This window comes from Flavobacterium limnosediminis JC2902 (assembly GCF_000498535.1).
GTDB lineage: Bacteria > Bacteroidota > Bacteroidia > Flavobacteriales > Flavobacteriaceae > Flavobacterium > Flavobacterium limnosediminis.
In genome coordinates this window covers 1-13618 of sequence record NZ_AVGG01000033.1, presented here as the reverse complement: position 1 = coordinate 13618, position 13618 = coordinate 1, and the positions used below count along the sequence as shown (strand labels likewise).

Annotated in this window: 19 protein-coding genes; 2 read left to right on the top strand and 17 right to left on the bottom strand. The window is 30.7% G+C overall.

The window, feature by feature from the left end:
- Positions 1-48 precede the first annotated feature (48 nt).
- On the bottom strand, positions 49-846 hold the full coding sequence (locus FLJC2902T_RS15275; RefSeq protein ID WP_023580705.1) for a leucine-rich repeat domain-containing protein: 798 nt from the start codon (positions 844-846) through the stop codon (positions 49-51).
- Positions 847-1042: 196 nt separating this feature from the next.
- On the opposite strand from FLJC2902T_RS15275, the gene FLJC2902T_RS15270 reads away from it, so the two are divergent.
- Positions 1043-1369: a type II toxin-antitoxin system HigB family toxin gene (locus FLJC2902T_RS15270; protein ID WP_035679193.1), complete on the top strand. Its 327-nt coding sequence runs from the start codon at positions 1043-1045 to the stop codon at positions 1367-1369.
- Between the two features lie 5 nt (positions 1370-1374).
- Complete coding sequence (locus FLJC2902T_RS15265; protein ID WP_023577699.1) at positions 1375-1731, top strand: helix-turn-helix domain-containing protein; 357 nt, start codon at positions 1375-1377, stop codon at positions 1729-1731.
- 464 nt (positions 1732-2195) lie between these two features.
- Here FLJC2902T_RS15265 and FLJC2902T_RS15260 read toward each other — a convergent pair whose 3' ends face one another.
- From FLJC2902T_RS15260 to FLJC2902T_RS15190, 16 genes are all read right to left on the bottom strand, one after another.
- Entirely contained in the window at positions 2196-2636 is a 441-nt protein-coding gene (locus FLJC2902T_RS15260) for a hypothetical protein (RefSeq protein ID WP_023580702.1), read from the bottom strand.
- Between the two features lie 137 nt (positions 2637-2773).
- A complete protein-coding gene (locus tag FLJC2902T_RS15255; protein ID WP_245594761.1) occupies positions 2774-3601 on the bottom strand; it encodes an IS3 family transposase in 828 nt (275 codons plus the stop codon).
- Complete coding sequence (locus tag FLJC2902T_RS15250; protein WP_023580700.1) at positions 3598-4008, bottom strand: helix-turn-helix domain-containing protein; 411 nt, start codon at positions 4006-4008, stop codon at positions 3598-3600. Before FLJC2902T_RS15250 ends, FLJC2902T_RS15255 begins: the two co-directional genes overlap by 4 nt.
- Before the next feature lie 207 nt (positions 4009-4215).
- On the bottom strand, positions 4216-4710 hold the full coding sequence (locus tag FLJC2902T_RS15245; RefSeq protein WP_023580699.1) for a hypothetical protein: 495 nt from the start codon (positions 4708-4710) through the stop codon (positions 4216-4218).
- A gap of 158 nt (positions 4711-4868) precedes the next feature.
- A complete protein-coding gene (locus tag FLJC2902T_RS15240; protein ID WP_023580698.1) occupies positions 4869-6221 on the bottom strand; it encodes a hypothetical protein in 1353 nt (450 codons plus the stop codon).
- 192 nt (positions 6222-6413) lie between these two features.
- Positions 6414-6893 (bottom strand): hypothetical protein, encoded by a 480-nt coding sequence (locus tag FLJC2902T_RS15235; RefSeq protein WP_023580697.1) that lies wholly within the window; start codon positions 6891-6893, stop codon positions 6414-6416.
- Positions 6894-7075: 182 nt separating this feature from the next.
- The gene (locus FLJC2902T_RS15230; protein ID WP_023580696.1) at positions 7076-7804 is read right to left on the bottom strand and encodes a phosphodiester glycosidase family protein; all 729 of its coding nucleotides are present in this window, start codon (positions 7802-7804) and stop codon (positions 7076-7078) included.
- A gap of 160 nt (positions 7805-7964) precedes the next feature.
- Positions 7965-8297, bottom strand: coding sequence for a YegP family protein (locus tag FLJC2902T_RS15225; RefSeq protein ID WP_035679187.1), 333 nt, complete (start codon positions 8295-8297; stop codon positions 7965-7967).
- A 19-nt stretch (positions 8298-8316) separates the two neighbouring features.
- Entirely contained in the window at positions 8317-8988 is a 672-nt protein-coding gene (locus FLJC2902T_RS15220; protein ID WP_155958925.1) for a HEPN domain-containing protein, read from the bottom strand.
- A gap of 176 nt (positions 8989-9164) precedes the next feature.
- Positions 9165-9956, bottom strand: a complete 792-nt coding sequence (locus FLJC2902T_RS15215; protein ID WP_023580693.1) for a DUF5677 domain-containing protein — start codon at positions 9954-9956, stop codon at positions 9165-9167.
- On the bottom strand, positions 9953-10663 hold the full coding sequence (locus FLJC2902T_RS15210; protein ID WP_035679184.1) for a hypothetical protein: 711 nt from the start codon (positions 10661-10663) through the stop codon (positions 9953-9955). Before FLJC2902T_RS15210 ends, FLJC2902T_RS15215 begins: the two co-directional genes overlap by 4 nt.
- 172 nt (positions 10664-10835) lie before the next feature.
- Positions 10836-11330, bottom strand: coding sequence for a DUF6169 family protein (locus FLJC2902T_RS15205; protein WP_155958924.1), 495 nt, complete (start codon positions 11328-11330; stop codon positions 10836-10838).
- Positions 11314-11463 carry a hypothetical protein gene (locus FLJC2902T_RS16305; RefSeq protein WP_023580691.1) on the bottom strand — a complete coding sequence of 50 codons (150 nt, stop codon included), beginning with the start codon at positions 11461-11463 and terminating at the stop codon, positions 11314-11316. Before FLJC2902T_RS16305 ends, FLJC2902T_RS15205 begins: the two co-directional genes overlap by 17 nt.
- Before the next feature lie 229 nt (positions 11464-11692).
- Complete coding sequence (locus FLJC2902T_RS15200; protein ID WP_023580690.1) at positions 11693-12220, bottom strand: hypothetical protein; 528 nt, start codon at positions 12218-12220, stop codon at positions 11693-11695.
- Positions 12221-12395: 175 nt separating this feature from the next.
- Positions 12396-12851 (bottom strand): hypothetical protein, encoded by a 456-nt coding sequence (locus tag FLJC2902T_RS15195; protein ID WP_023580688.1) that lies wholly within the window; start codon positions 12849-12851, stop codon positions 12396-12398.
- Between the two features lie 207 nt (positions 12852-13058).
- Entirely contained in the window at positions 13059-13424 is a 366-nt protein-coding gene (locus FLJC2902T_RS15190; protein ID WP_035679178.1) for a hypothetical protein, read from the bottom strand.
- Positions 13425-13618 lie beyond the last annotated feature (194 nt).

Below are 13618 nucleotides of genomic sequence, written 5' to 3'. Positions count from 1 at the left end.
CCTAAAGCCCCACTTGCTGCAAACTGCTGTTAGCAACAGTATAAATTTTCACCAAAATTTTTCGTCATATATTTTGTTGTTTTTATAATCCCAATCAACAAAAAATCCCGCTTTTAAATTTGGATGATTTCGTTTTATTTTTTCAACTATTTCGTGTTTTACATTTCCTGTGAAATCAAATCTTTCCAAGTTTTCAAGATCTAAAAGGCAATTAATAGAATCTTTATCGATTAGTGAAGTTGAACTTAAATCTAAGTGTTTTAATTTTTTAAGATTAACAAATATTTTCAAGCTTTCAATTTTCAAATTTTTTGGACCAAAACAATAGCCGTGTAAAGCAACCCCGATTAAACTGCTTATTTTTCCAATTATGTCATAATTATCTATTTTAAAGCAGTTTTCAATTCTTAGTTGTAGCAAATTGATTTTTTCTAAAATTGAAATATCTTTAAGTTGAGTAAAACTATCTATTTCGAGTCTTTTCAAATTTTTCAATTTGGTTAATTGTGATAAATCTTTAATTTTTGAAGAGTCAATTATTAATTCTTCTAAATTCGGAATTTCGCAGACAGAATCAAATAATTCTTGGTTAATACCAAAAGTTATTTTTAATCTTTTAACTTCATAAAGATTAGGGAAAATATTAATCCATTTTCTTTGAATTTCTAATTTGTCTTTTGAGTTTAAAGTGTCATATAAAAAAGACAAACTTTGAATATGTAGATTTTCTGAATTTAAATTTTTATCATCAAATTGTTGAGCAAACACATAAGAAATCTCAAATTCTTTTCCTTTGTAAAACTGACTTAATTTGTATCTGTCTTTCGAATTCTCTACGTTTTTCATATATTGTTGCTAACGTCCCGGGGCTTTGTGAAGTTGGGGATTAGTCCTCCCAAAAGTATAAATTTAAGAGTAAGTTTACAAATACAAAACCGACATTATTTTCAGCCTTAAAACCCCAATTTCACAAAACCCTTGTTAGCGGTAGTACTTTATTAATTTAGTTTGCAAAATGAAAACTTTTATTTATATTTGCCGTATGAAGATCTTAGTAAAGAAAACAATTCTATTTTATATCAACAAATACCCAATTGCAGAAACACAGTTGTTAATTTGGTATAGCGAATTTTCTAAATATGAGTTTAACAATTTCAATGAACTGAAAAGTGTTTATGGAAATGCGAGTATAGTAAATAATAACAGAGTTGTTTTTAATATTAAGGGAAATGATTTTCGATTGGTTGTTTCAATAAATTTTTTACAAGCTGCTTGCTATGTAATTTGGTTTGGAACACATAAAGAATATGATAAGATTAATGTTGAAACAGTAGCATTTGACACAACAATTTTAATTGATAAAAACTAATAATCATGAATTGGAAAGTATTAAAAACAGAAGAAGATTATAATAGCGCTTCCATTCGTATGATGGAGATTTTTCACGCAGAGCCTAACACACCAGAAGGAGATGAGTTAGATTTGTTAATTGTTTTGGTAAAAGATTATGATGAGAAACATTACCATTTGCCTGAACTTGATGCTCTTGATGTTATCAAATATAAAATGAAAGAAAGAGGGATGAAGGCAAAGGATTTAGAACCTATTATAGGAAGTAAAGGACACGTTTCTGCTATTCTTTCAGGAAAGAGAGAAATTACGTTGAAGATGGCTCAAAAACTTAAAGATTATTTTAGTATTCCTGCTGAAGTATTTTTGCATAGCGCTTAGTAAAAAGCCCTGTTTTTTCGTGATTTTTGGCAGTATTACCGCTAACGTCCCGCCAGCTTTATGCAGTGGCGGTTTTTTATTACTGACGTTTACAAATATACCGAAAAGTTTGAAAGGAAAAAGCTTCTTTAAAGAAGAACTGCACTCACTAACCATTCCAAATAAATCCCTAAACCCGCCATTGCATAAAACTGCCTGTTAGCAGCAGCCAATAGACATCCAGTCTTTCAAAATATGCGGCTAGTATTTCCTTTTTTTTTTTTTTGGCTCTAATTGGTTAATATAGACATAGTTGAGTTTTGGTTGCTGCTAACGTCCCGCCAGCTTGCTGCAGGTGGGGGATTGTTTCCCAAAAGTATCAATTTAAGATTAAGTTTACAAACACAAAACCAACATTAAATTTAGCCTTAAAGCCCCACTTGCTGCAAACTGCTGTTAGGTGCTGGCTTTGTTTTTATTATAATTTATGAATTTAAAGAACTATCAATATCTATTTTTAGTTTTTCAATATCTAAATCAAGGTTATTACTTTTTATTTTTTTTGAGAGTAAGTCAAGTTTGTTATTTAATATTGTTTTGACAAACTTTTGCCTTTCCGCTTCGTTAAGATTGAAAAAATTTTCATCGTCAAGAATTATAGATATACCGATAGATTTTTCTTTTTTTCTATAATTTTCAATTTCTCTTAATGCTTCACGTAAGTAGGGGATTGGCTTTACATAAATTTGGAATAATATTAAATGAAAATCTTGGCCATATGTTTGCCATTTCAAGGACTTTAATTTTTTTCTCAATCCATTTTCACCCCATATTAAAGTTTTAATTTGGTCTTGGTCGATTCCAGGTTCATTAAAACTTGCGTAAAAACCAATTAAACAGTTGTCTATTATTGCTGTGTTATCCATCTCGTTTTTGTCATGTCCTAAAATACGTTGACCATTTTTAGGTTATTAATTGGTTCAAATTTACTTAAATGTAATCGGAACATTGATAAGTTTTTTTAAAAAATTCCCTACGGGTTTTAAAAAACTTACCAACATTCCTACGCGGCCTTTTTGGCGTAGGATTTATAAGGTTGTTGATTGTATTTTTCATGTACTTCCTGTGGTGTTTTTAAATCTAAACTCCAGTGTAGGCGTTCGTTGTTGTAAATTTCTACGGCCTGTTTGACCATTTTTTGAGCTATTTCGATGTTTTTTATGGTATTCTTTAATCCGAATTCGTATTTCAGAATTCCGTTAATTCTTTCCGCTACGGCGTTTTCATAAGGGTCGTATTGTTGGGTTGTGCTTAATATAAATCCTTTGTTTTGAGCGAATTCTGAGAAATCAGGGCAGCAGTATTGTATTCCTCTGTCGCTGTGATGAATGATGTTTTTATGATGATGGATGCAGTTTTTATGCGCCATTAGCAAAGCTTCTTTGACCAGAGCAACCCTCATGTTGTTATCCAACTTCCAACCCATTATTTTTTTGGAATAGGGGTCTGTTACCAAGGCTAAATATGCGTGTCCTCCATCAATTTTGATGTAGGTTATGTCGCTTACGAATACTTGTTCTGCATGAGTTAATTCCAATTCTTTGAGTAGGTTAGGGGACTTGTAAAAGAAATGTTTGGAATCGGTTGTGATGTGAAAACGCTTGGTCCTCTTAACGAACATTCCATAACTTCGAAGCAAGTCGAATAAGGCATCTCTTCCCATTTTGATATTGTTTTCAATGAGTTTATTTCGGATGTGCTTTAATAGTTTTCGAGTGCCTGTTTTAGGCATTAAAGTCCTGATTTCCCGCACCGCTTCAAGAACAATTTGATGTTGTCGTTCTTTTAATAAATCGGATTTAATTCTTTGATAATAAGCCTGCTTGCTTATTCCGAAGCATTGATAGAGCCACTTTCTTTTGAAAGGTTTAGTCTCTTTTTCTCTATCTCTTTTGCTAATGCTTCGGGCAAATACTTTTTTGAAAGATGCTCTCCAGTAACGTTTTCAAAATCAGCAATAACGTCTTGTTGGAAGTCTTTGATAAACTCCAGTTCTTCAATACGTTCGCGTAGTTTTTTAATCTCGTCGTTCTTTCCCATTGCTTTGGATTTGCCTTCAAAGGTAGATAATTTCTTTATCCAATAGTCAATTGAACTACGAGATATACCATATTTTTTAGCGGCATGGTTGACAGAAATCTGTCCGTTATTGATTTGGTCAATGATGGAAAGTTTGCAATCAAAACTGATTTTTTGATGCTCATTTTTTCGACAGGGTTGTTTTCTTGTTGTTTCCATAGATTACTAAAAGTGTTTAATTTTTAGTCAACCTATTTTAGGACGACGCATTTTTTAAGCTTGCACCTAACGTCCCGCCAGCTTGCTGCAGGTGGGGGATTGCTTTCCCAAAAGTATCAATTTAAGATTAAGTTTACAAACACAAAACCAACATTAAATTTAACCCTAAAGCCCCACTTGCTGCAAACTGCTGTTAGGCGTTGTTTTTTATTCTCCAAATGTTTGCTTTAAGAAGGATTTTGCAAGCGGTTCATATTCTTTTGTCATTTTAATAAATTCCTTTTTCGTAAAGTCTAAGTTCCCATAACTTCCAATACTCGCTAAATAGAAAGAATCATCTAATCCCATTCCAAATAAATCATACTCGGTTTTAAAAGTCATTTCATTAGCAACTTTAGATATAAAATAACAAGCCTTTTTTAAATCAATTTTTTTATTTTCAAATGAAATTCCAGTAATTCCATATACAATTTGCCAAATAATTGGATTGCTGATTTCGCCTTCATTTTGTTTTAGAATGTGAACTATTTCGTTTATTCCTTTACTTTTTGCTTGACATAGATCTAAAATATAATCATCTCTGATATCTTTAGATTCCATTAGAATATTTTCAGCCCAATTTTCAATTTGCGTAAGATTGATGATATTGCTTTCAAGACAAATTCTAAAAATAGTAAGTTTCTCTTTTTCTGTAGTTTCCATTTTTTTAAAATAACGCCTAACGTCCCGCCGGCTTTAAGAAGTTGGGGATTTTTGTTCCCGAACCATTACATTAGGAGTGAAGCCAAATATACAAAAAGACCATTCCATTATACACCCAAACCCCAATTTCTTAAAACCGCTGTTGGCGGCAGTACAAATTATTTTTCTTCTTTTGTTTGTTTCTTTGTAGCGGTAACCTTTTTAGAAACTCTGCCTTTTACAGTTATGGTTGTTTTCTTTGTAGGTGATTCTTGAATTTTTGAGAATATTTCTTCTAACATTTTTTTAGGCGTATCTACAGCAACGTATTCCTCGTCAAAAACTTCTTTAAATGTGCTCGTAAAAAGTTCTGTTTTCCTGAAATTTTCAAATAGTGGCCAAGTTTTGTAACTGATTTTCTCAATTTCACCTTCGTTTCCTATTCGACGCATCAATTTTACAACTTCTTCGTGATTGTCTAATAACGCTTCTTTAGCAATTTTAAATTTATCGCTCGAGGCACTCCAATCTTTTGAATTGACAATATCCTGACATTCTTTTATTTGGTTATTTAGTTTAAAGGCTAGTGCCTTGTTTACAATGAAAACATTTTTGGTTTCCTCATTAAAATGTTTTTTCAGTGTTTGAGTTGCAAAATCTAACAACACAATCGTTAATTCCGTTTGACCTTGTCGAAGAAGATCAAAACATATGTCATTTAAACTTTCATCTGCAAATTCAAGGTCAGATGGTAGTAATTTTCTCCAAATCACTTGAGTTAGTTTTACCGATAATTCAAAAAGACAACGGTATGCTTTTTCAAAATAATCATCATCAACATTAAGTTTTTCACCTAATTTTGGCTCAACTTCAAATTTGACGTTGTTTTGACGGCAAATGGTTAAATATTGACTGGATACAATACCATCATTATGAACAAACAAGTTTCTCCTCTCTGTAATTTCAATAAATTCTTGCCAAATAGGTAAATCTTTTCTTAGCGCTAGAGATAATTTATTTTCTAGCCATATAAAATGATCGGAATGGCTGTCTCTTAATACAGTTTCAATCTCTTTTTCGATAATGAATTCTTTTAGCTCTTCTATTGTTTTTAATTCAGCTAATTTTGAAAAACTAAGATTTTTCTCGCTTGAGTTCAAAATTTGCGGCTTTACTTCAAAAATTTCTCGGATTAAAGAACCGAGATAAGAGTCAAATTGACTAATTAAAGAAACAAATAGACTGTTTGGAATAATGTGTACAGCCGCATTAACAATATTAACATTCTTTTCCAATATTCTGTATTTGTGAGAATCTTCGGTGGAGAAAGAAACGTATTCCTCGCCCTCTTCGTTGGTAGAATCGATGCCGTTTTTTTTGACAAAATCAGAAAATGCTGAATTCGATCTACTATGGTTCGCTTGGACAAATAGCATAACCAAAGGTAATGTTTCTCGAAGGCTTTCAATTTTTTGAATGAAGTCTTTATTTATTTCATCAAATTTGTTTGATTGTATTATTTTTTCTTTCATAAGGTTAGTTTTTTATGTATTGCCGCCAACGTCCCGCCGGCTTTAAGAAGTGGCGGAATTTTATTACTGATGTTTACAAATATACCGAAAAGATTGAAAGAAAAAGCCTCACTTCGGAGAAGAAAAATATTCACTTACCATTACCGATAAATCCCTGAACCCGCCATTTCTTAAAACCGCTGTTGTACACTGTTATTGTAATTTAATATAATAAGTGTTAATTTCGTCTTCTAAGGCTTTTTTCCTTGCTTCTGGATCCTTTATAATTCCTCTGTCATCAGTTTTAATTACATATTCTCCGTCTTTGGTGATTCTTAATTGCCAAATTAATCTTTTTTCGTTGTTTATGTCTCTTAGCCAGAGTTCCCAAATTTCTTCATTTTCAAATTTTATTAATTGGCCTCCGCGGTGTTCAGGACTAACGTTTTTTATTGGGTAATTTATAAAAACAATTTTTTTTATAGACTCCTCTATCTCTTTTCCAGATTCCATTTTAAAAAAATGAATTTCGTTGTTGATAAATTTGAGATATTCGCCAAAATCGATAGATGTATTGTTATTCATTATCATTTTTTTTACTTTCCAAGTGCCATTTATTTCTTTTTGGAAATCATTTTGACAATAAACATTCGTTACAATGATTAATACTAATAATGTTAATTTTTTTTTCATAAAGTTGGGTTTTTCATAAAGTTGAGTTATAATAGTGTACAACGTCCCGCCGGCTTTGAGAAGGTGGGGGATTGTTGTCCCAAAAGTATAAATTAAAGATTTAGTTTACAAATACAAAACCAACTTTAAATTTTGCCCTAAAGCCCCACTTGCTCAAAACCGCTGTTAACTGCTGCAATAATTTATTTTGTCACTCCAATTATCACTCCGAAATCACCATCAGTTTGTATCCAATTTTTTTCAGGTAAATAAGTTCGTGAAACAAACCCATCTAAATATAAAGCATTTTTGCAACCAAGGTTTTTGAAATATTGCGCAAATTCATAGAAGTTTATTTCTTTTTTCGACATTGCGAATATTATTTCATTGTTTGGTAAAATTCCAACACCATTTCGAATATTTAAGTTTGTCGAATTTTCTTTAAATGCGGAGTGAATTTTTCCATTAATCACTAACATTGGTCCAGATTGCGTTGCATATTTTATTTTGCCATTATCAACAAAATCATTCGTTAAGCAAATATTTGGTGTTTTGTCAATTGTTATATAGAAAACTCCATTTGGTTTAAGATAAAAATTGCCATTACCTTTTGCTGTGTCAATTTCAATTTTCTTAATCTTATTTTCGATATAAAGTCCTTGAGGTGAATTATCTTTTTTATACATTCCACCATTCGTTGCGAAAACAAGTTCTCGTTTTTGTTTTTTCAGCCAAAACTTTAGATTTTCAGCATTTTTAAAATTTTCACCCTTTTCGTTTTTCCAATAAAATTCGACATTTCGTTTTTTTGGATTAACAACATAACTGATAAAACGATCATGATCAATTTTTGATTTTTTAGATTGGACATAGAAGCCAACCGAAATTGACGAAATTATAATTAAAAATATTACCGCTACTTTTTTCGTCATTTTTGGGATTGTTGCAGTTAACGTCCCGTGGCTTTGCGAAGTTTGGGTTTATATTGCCCCAAACCATCCCATTCGGACTGAAGTCAAATATACAAAAAGATGTTTCCATTAAACACTCAAGCCCAAATTTCGCAAAACCACTGTTAGGCGTAGTTCTTAATTATGTAGTTTGGTCGACAATAGTTGATTGTGTTAAATTTTGTTTTACAGATTCAATCCCTTTGTCACGTGCAGCTTCGTTTTCATACATTTCACTTGTCCCAATAATTTGTCCATTTGTAGCCTTAAGATTGAAATAGAATTTGCCATTTAAAGATGTTCTTCTATCGAATTTAAAATCATCTGAGCCATTTTTTATAACTGATTCTACACCATTCATGCAACCTGCTTTACTTGTATATCCTTCACTAGCTAAAATGATTTGACCATTAGTAGCTTTGAGAAAAAAATAATACAGACCATTTGACCTCAATGTTATAATAAATTTACCCATGTTTTACTTTTTTACAAAGTTATTTATATTTTTCGATTTCTGTGAAGTAATCTTGCGCCCATGGTAAAACTGTTTGACCAGCCATGTTTTTTAATTCAAGAGCCATTTTTGAATCTATTTCAATCACATTGTCAATAATTAAATCCTGATATTTTCGCAATTTTGTCATCGTTATATACTTTGCTTTATTTCCATTATGAGCAATTTCCCCTCTGTCAGATACAAATTCATCTATTTCCCTAGGATCAGTTGTTTTCCATAAACTTGAGTAATTGGCGATTCCTAAATAAGTACTAAACAATAGTTTTAATTTATTTGATTTTGGAGTATGAAGTAATTCTGTTTCAAGTTTCGCATAATTGTACCAAACATCTTTCCAGCCCATACCTGCTAATTCTATTGGTTTAACTTCGTTGTTGTCATTTTTGACTTTCGCACTTATAGTTTTTTTAATTTGTTTATTAAGGTTATTAATATCGTTTGTTGTTTGAGATAAATAACTCACGGATTCTAAAAGTAAATCTTCGTTGTATCTTTCCCAGGCAGCACATAACATTATGACAGCACTTCTTGTGAGAAAGCCTAAATTTTTTCTGCCAGGTCTATTTTGGGTGTAAAAACTATGAGTTTCAATAAGTTTTAAAACATCAACTCTGATATGTAGAAAATTTAAATAAGCATTTGAAGGCATAAAATTAAACTGTTAATGTTATTTATTTTTGTTGGGCGGCGAATTACGCCTAACGTCCCGCCGGCTTTGAGAAGGTGGGGGATCGCTTTCCCAAAAGTATAAATTAAAGATTAAGTTTACAAATACAAAACCAACTTTAAATTTTGCCCTAAAGCCCCACTTGCTCAAAACCGCTGTTATACCTCGTTATTATTATCGGTAGTTAATTTATTAAATTCATTTATTAAGTTACTGAATGCTATTGATGGATTGACATTAAGTTTAAAATGTTCATCAAATAGTTCGATTGATTTAGCTAAATACTTTGCAGATAATCCCATGTAATGTAAATCGGCATCAAAATCTACTATTATGGGATATCTTAAAAACTTATGAAATGGGTTGTCACTTATTTGTGTATTGTATTTCGAAATGTGACCCCAATTGCTATGTGTGCAATTACTGAATGGTTGATATACAAAATTATAAAAATCCAGCAATCCAGCGTCTTCTGCCATTTTTCTTGTAGAATTACCTGACCAACTACCTAAATTAACTTCAGTTAAAAAAGTATATCGTTGAGAGTTTAATAACATTTCTTCGTATTCGATTAATTCATTATTTGAAATATCGATTCCGTCATCTATCATTTTTTGTTTTCGATGTTCTAATTCTAATTTTTGTTGACCTAAACCGTGTAATATAAATTCTTGACAATTTTTTTTAGGATTCATTAAAACCCAAGCTAAGTTTATATGATTGTCCGCCATACTTCGGAGGATTATTGGAGCTATTTCGCCATTCCAAATATTTAAATTTTTGGCAAATTGAATAGACATAGAGGTTTGTCGTGATAATATTCCGCCAATTACTTCGTATATGTAACTTTCTGTTAAATCTTTTTCCCAATTATTCCATCTCTCATTTAGTTCAGATTTAATTTCAGTAATATAATTTTCTATTATTTCAGTTATATTAATATTTTTCATAAAGAAATTTTACAAGGTTCAATTTTATGTCCTGTGTTCCAAAAATCACTTATCCATTTCTCATTATTAAGAGTTTCTGGTTTTAATAAAATTCCGGTAGAGGCTCTTACTGCGCTTGCAATCATTCTTGATATTTCAGAGTCAGGATATTCAATAAGTTTATGAAATTCATTGAAAGGAGTATTTCCTTCAACAATTTTTAATCTACCAGTAATTCCTAATGAATATAGTACATTTGCAAGGGTGAAAGTTGCCAAAACACCTCTTTTATCAAATAATTTTTCAATAATTTGTTTAATAAAATTTAGATTAGTTTCGGAATAGTCAGTTCCTTTAAAAACCTTATTTAGAGGGCAAGTTGGATAAAGATTTAATATATCAATTAGTTGGGAATTAATTTTGTCGTAAAGTCCTTTTTCTTTTAACGTACTAACTATCAAATCACTTTCTTCTGCATTAATTGATGCAAACCAACTAATGTTATACACTGTTGTTTTATCTTTAAATAATTCATGCATTGTTAGAACAAATTCTGATAAAATTTTTGTACCTAATTCTAAACCTAATTTTTCAATTAATATCGCTATCCAAATTATTTCAGGTATCGAATTATCTACATATGATTGTTCTCCAATATTTAATTTTAATAGCGGAGGAATCAATTTTTTACCTTTTTTTTGATGGTCGGTCAATATTTTTTTTACCATTTAGTTTTGATATAATGAGGTATAACGTCCCGTGGCTTTGCGAAGTTTGGGGATTAGTTAGCCAAAAGTATGAATTTAAGATAAAGTTTACAAGCACAAAACCAACATTAAATTAAGCCTTAAAGCCCCAAATTTCGCAAAACCACTGTTAGTGGCAGTGCTTGTCTAGAAATTATTTTTCGTTTAAAATATCTTGAATAGTTTGGTATAATTCAAGTATTGTTTCCTTATTTGTATTGTCTTGATGATATAAAAGAGATGAATATAATGTGTAATCTGTGTCGTTTGAATTGCAAACAATGACATTGTCAACTTTCATTATAAAATCTGTGAAATTACTTTTCTGATACCATCTTTGAAAAACATTAAATCTTTTTTCCCCTTTGTTGTCTTTATCATCACAAACATAGATCATAGCATTTTGTGAATTTACAAAAAAAGCATTGACGATAGTTTGAATTGTTGCAGAGACTTGGCTATCAAATTTTTCTAAATTATCACTAACTTTGTCAATAATAATTTGATAAACATTTTCGATTTCCAAACCTGACACAGCGCTAAAAGTGTGGTCTACTATAAAGGCTACACGATATTCTATATCATTTTTTGTGGAAAAATGATAAGATTGTGTTGTTTGGTCGAAATGATAATTATATGGGTTTGGCAAGAGTAATTCCTTTTTGTTTCAAGGTTTCAATTGTAGTTTTGCCTTTCAAGAATTCACGTACAGCCACTTTGTCTGCAACCATTTTAGTCACAGATTCAATTACTACTTTTTTATTTACTATAATCTTTTTCATTATGAAACAAAAGTAAATAATGCAAAGTTTATTTAAACCATTACTTTATATTTTTTATTTATGATTTATTTTTTAATCATAAGAAAATACTATGATGGACTATGTTTTCTTTCAGTTATGATTGCATTGCCACTAACGTCCCGGGGCTTTATGAGGTTGGGGAAATTTATACCCAAACCATTCCATCAAGACTGAAGTCAAATATATAAAAAAGACTTTAAATTTTGCCTTAAAACCCCAATCTCATAAAACCCTTGTTAGCGGTAGTTTTTTTATACAGTTCCTCAATTTCCTTTTCTTTATTTCGTTCCATTTTCAGACCATTTTCGAGCAACCTATTTAAAATTCCCAGACAACCTGGATTTTTATTTTTTGCACCGTCCATTAAATATTTTAAAATAAAATCTTGCTTACTTTTATCGAGTTTGAAAAACTGTTTTTCGTCTCTTCCTTTATTTTGCATTTCCAAAAAACAAAAGTAAATTGCCACACGTGCATTATCACAATTATACTTGTCTGCCATTATAATTGAAACAGGTAACAACTCATAATTTTCGAATGGAGTATTGCCATAATGATCGACTAAATTTCCAAACGCTTCTGTATCTCCATTTTCAACACATCTTTTTTTCAGTTCTGCAACCCTTTCCAAGCTGAAATAGCGTTGTTTATCTTCTTTTTTTGTAACTGTTTTTTTAGGAGAATCGTTACAACCGATAATTAATGTAACTGTTAATAACAATAATAGTTTTTTCATTATTAGTTTTTTTCCGGATGTTGAGCAAAATTACCGCTAACGTCCCGCCGGCTTTAAGAAGTTGGGGATTTTTGTTCCCAAACCATTCCGATAGGAGTGAAGTCAAATATACAAAAAGACCGTTTCATTAAGTCCTAAAACCCCAATTTCTTAAAACCGCTGTTATGCACAGTTATTAATAAGTTGCTATATTTTTAAGGACTCCATTTATTAATTCATAGCTAAAATGGTTATCATTGTTTTCTTCATCTATTGGCTCAAAATTAATTTCAAAATTTGTGTTAGATCCCCAAAGTGGACAAATAAAAGCTATATAATATTCATTTCTCCAATTCTTAAACTTCATGAATTTATTATTGGATTCAATCAATTTATCAGTTTCAAGAGAATAAATGGAGTCGAAATTTTCGATGAAAGATTTCAATTGTGATTTTTGAGTTGGATTTACGTTATTATAATTTCCCTCTAGAATTATATAAGTTTCTTTTTGGAATTGCCCAATTTTTTTATTGAACCCCCAACTTATTGATTTTGTTTCATCATTTTTCCTTGTTCTATCACTTTTCATTTCTCCAAAAAAATCATCTTGTTTGATAATTTTTTTCCCAAAAAGTAAATCTAAAATTCCCATCTATTTCGTACAGTTTTTTTTAATTGTGCATAACGTCCCGCCGGCTTTGTGTCAGGTGGGGATTTTTATTACTGTTGCTTACAAATATACCGAAAAGTTTGAAAGAAAAAACGTGATTTTAAGAAGAAATACAAACACTTACATTACCGATAAATCCCTAAAACCCCACTTGCACAAAACCGCTGTTAGCCGTTCGGTTTTATTAATTTATTCAATTTTCAATAGTTTGTTTTCATTAAATTCTACTCGATACTTTATCTGGCAAATTTTAATTGATTTTTTATTTTTTATAAAAACTAAAATTAATTTGGAATCATCTGCGGCTGCATATTTAGATATATTTGACAAATCTATATTATATTTTTTCCCAATTTCTTCTGGGATTGAATAAGGACCAATAATAATGTAATTATCCCATTCGAAATCAGTTATTTTATTTAAATCGATTGGTTTCTTTTCTTTTAAATATTCTGAATTTATTCTATCAGTTAAATCTTGATCAAAACTTAACTGAAAAAAAGAGTCGCAAGAAGTTAATGTTACAATAAATATTAATAAGATTATTTTTTTCATTTTTACGTTCTTATTTCGTTTCGTTCGGTCAAACTGACGGCTAACGTCCCGCCGGCTTTAAGAAGTGGCGGACGATTTGTTACTGATGTTTACAAATATACCGAAAAGTTTGAAAGAAAAAGCCTCACTTCGAAGAAGAAAAATATTCACTGACCATTACCAATAAATCCCTAAACCCGCCATTTCTTAAAACC

Excerpts from the sequence above, each read along its gene's own strand:
- FLJC2902T_RS15240 (WP_023580698.1), bottom strand. The coding sequence starts at position 6,221 with ATGAAAGAAAAAATAATACAATCAAACAAATTTGATGAAATAAATAAA.
- FLJC2902T_RS15200 (WP_023580690.1), bottom strand. The coding sequence starts at position 12,220 with ATGAAAAAACTATTATTGTTATTAACAGTTACATTAATTATCGGTTGT.
- FLJC2902T_RS15270 (WP_035679193.1), top strand. The coding sequence starts at position 1,043 with ATGAAGATCTTAGTAAAGAAAACAATTCTATTTTATATCAACAAATAC.
- FLJC2902T_RS15215 (WP_023580693.1), bottom strand. The coding sequence starts at position 9,956 with ATGAAAAATATTAATATAACTGAAATAATAGAAAATTATATTACTGAA.
- FLJC2902T_RS15275 (WP_023580705.1), bottom strand. The coding sequence starts at position 846 with ATGAAAAACGTAGAGAATTCGAAAGACAGATACAAATTAAGTCAGTTT.
- FLJC2902T_RS15220 (WP_155958925.1), bottom strand. The coding sequence starts at position 8,988 with ATGCCTTCAAATGCTTATTTAAATTTTCTACATATCAGAGTTGATGTT.
- FLJC2902T_RS15190 (WP_035679178.1), bottom strand. The coding sequence starts at position 13,424 with ATGAAAAAAATAATCTTATTAATATTTATTGTAACATTAACTTCTTGC.
- FLJC2902T_RS15210 (WP_035679184.1), bottom strand. The coding sequence starts at position 10,663 with ATGGTAAAAAAAATATTGACCGACCATCAAAAAAAAGGTAAAAAATTG.
- FLJC2902T_RS15250 (WP_023580700.1), bottom strand. The coding sequence starts at position 4,008 with ATGGAAACAACAAGAAAACAACCCTGTCGAAAAAATGAGCATCAAAAA.
- FLJC2902T_RS15245 (WP_023580699.1), bottom strand. The coding sequence starts at position 4,710 with ATGGAAACTACAGAAAAAGAGAAACTTACTATTTTTAGAATTTGTCTT.
- FLJC2902T_RS15235 (WP_023580697.1), bottom strand. The coding sequence starts at position 6,893 with ATGAAAAAAAAATTAACATTATTAGTATTAATCATTGTAACGAATGTT.
- FLJC2902T_RS15230 (WP_023580696.1), bottom strand. The coding sequence starts at position 7,804 with ATGACGAAAAAAGTAGCGGTAATATTTTTAATTATAATTTCGTCAATT.
- FLJC2902T_RS15260 (WP_023580702.1), bottom strand. The coding sequence starts at position 2,636 with ATGGATAACACAGCAATAATAGACAACTGTTTAATTGGTTTTTACGCA.
- FLJC2902T_RS15225 (WP_035679187.1), bottom strand. The coding sequence starts at position 8,297 with ATGGGTAAATTTATTATAACATTGAGGTCAAATGGTCTGTATTATTTT.
- FLJC2902T_RS16305 (WP_023580691.1), bottom strand. The coding sequence starts at position 11,463 with ATGAAAAAGATTATAGTAAATAAAAAAGTAGTAATTGAATCTGTGACT.
- FLJC2902T_RS15195 (WP_023580688.1), bottom strand. The coding sequence starts at position 12,851 with ATGGGAATTTTAGATTTACTTTTTGGGAAAAAAATTATCAAACAAGAT.
- FLJC2902T_RS15265 (WP_023577699.1), top strand. The coding sequence starts at position 1,375 with ATGAATTGGAAAGTATTAAAAACAGAAGAAGATTATAATAGCGCTTCC.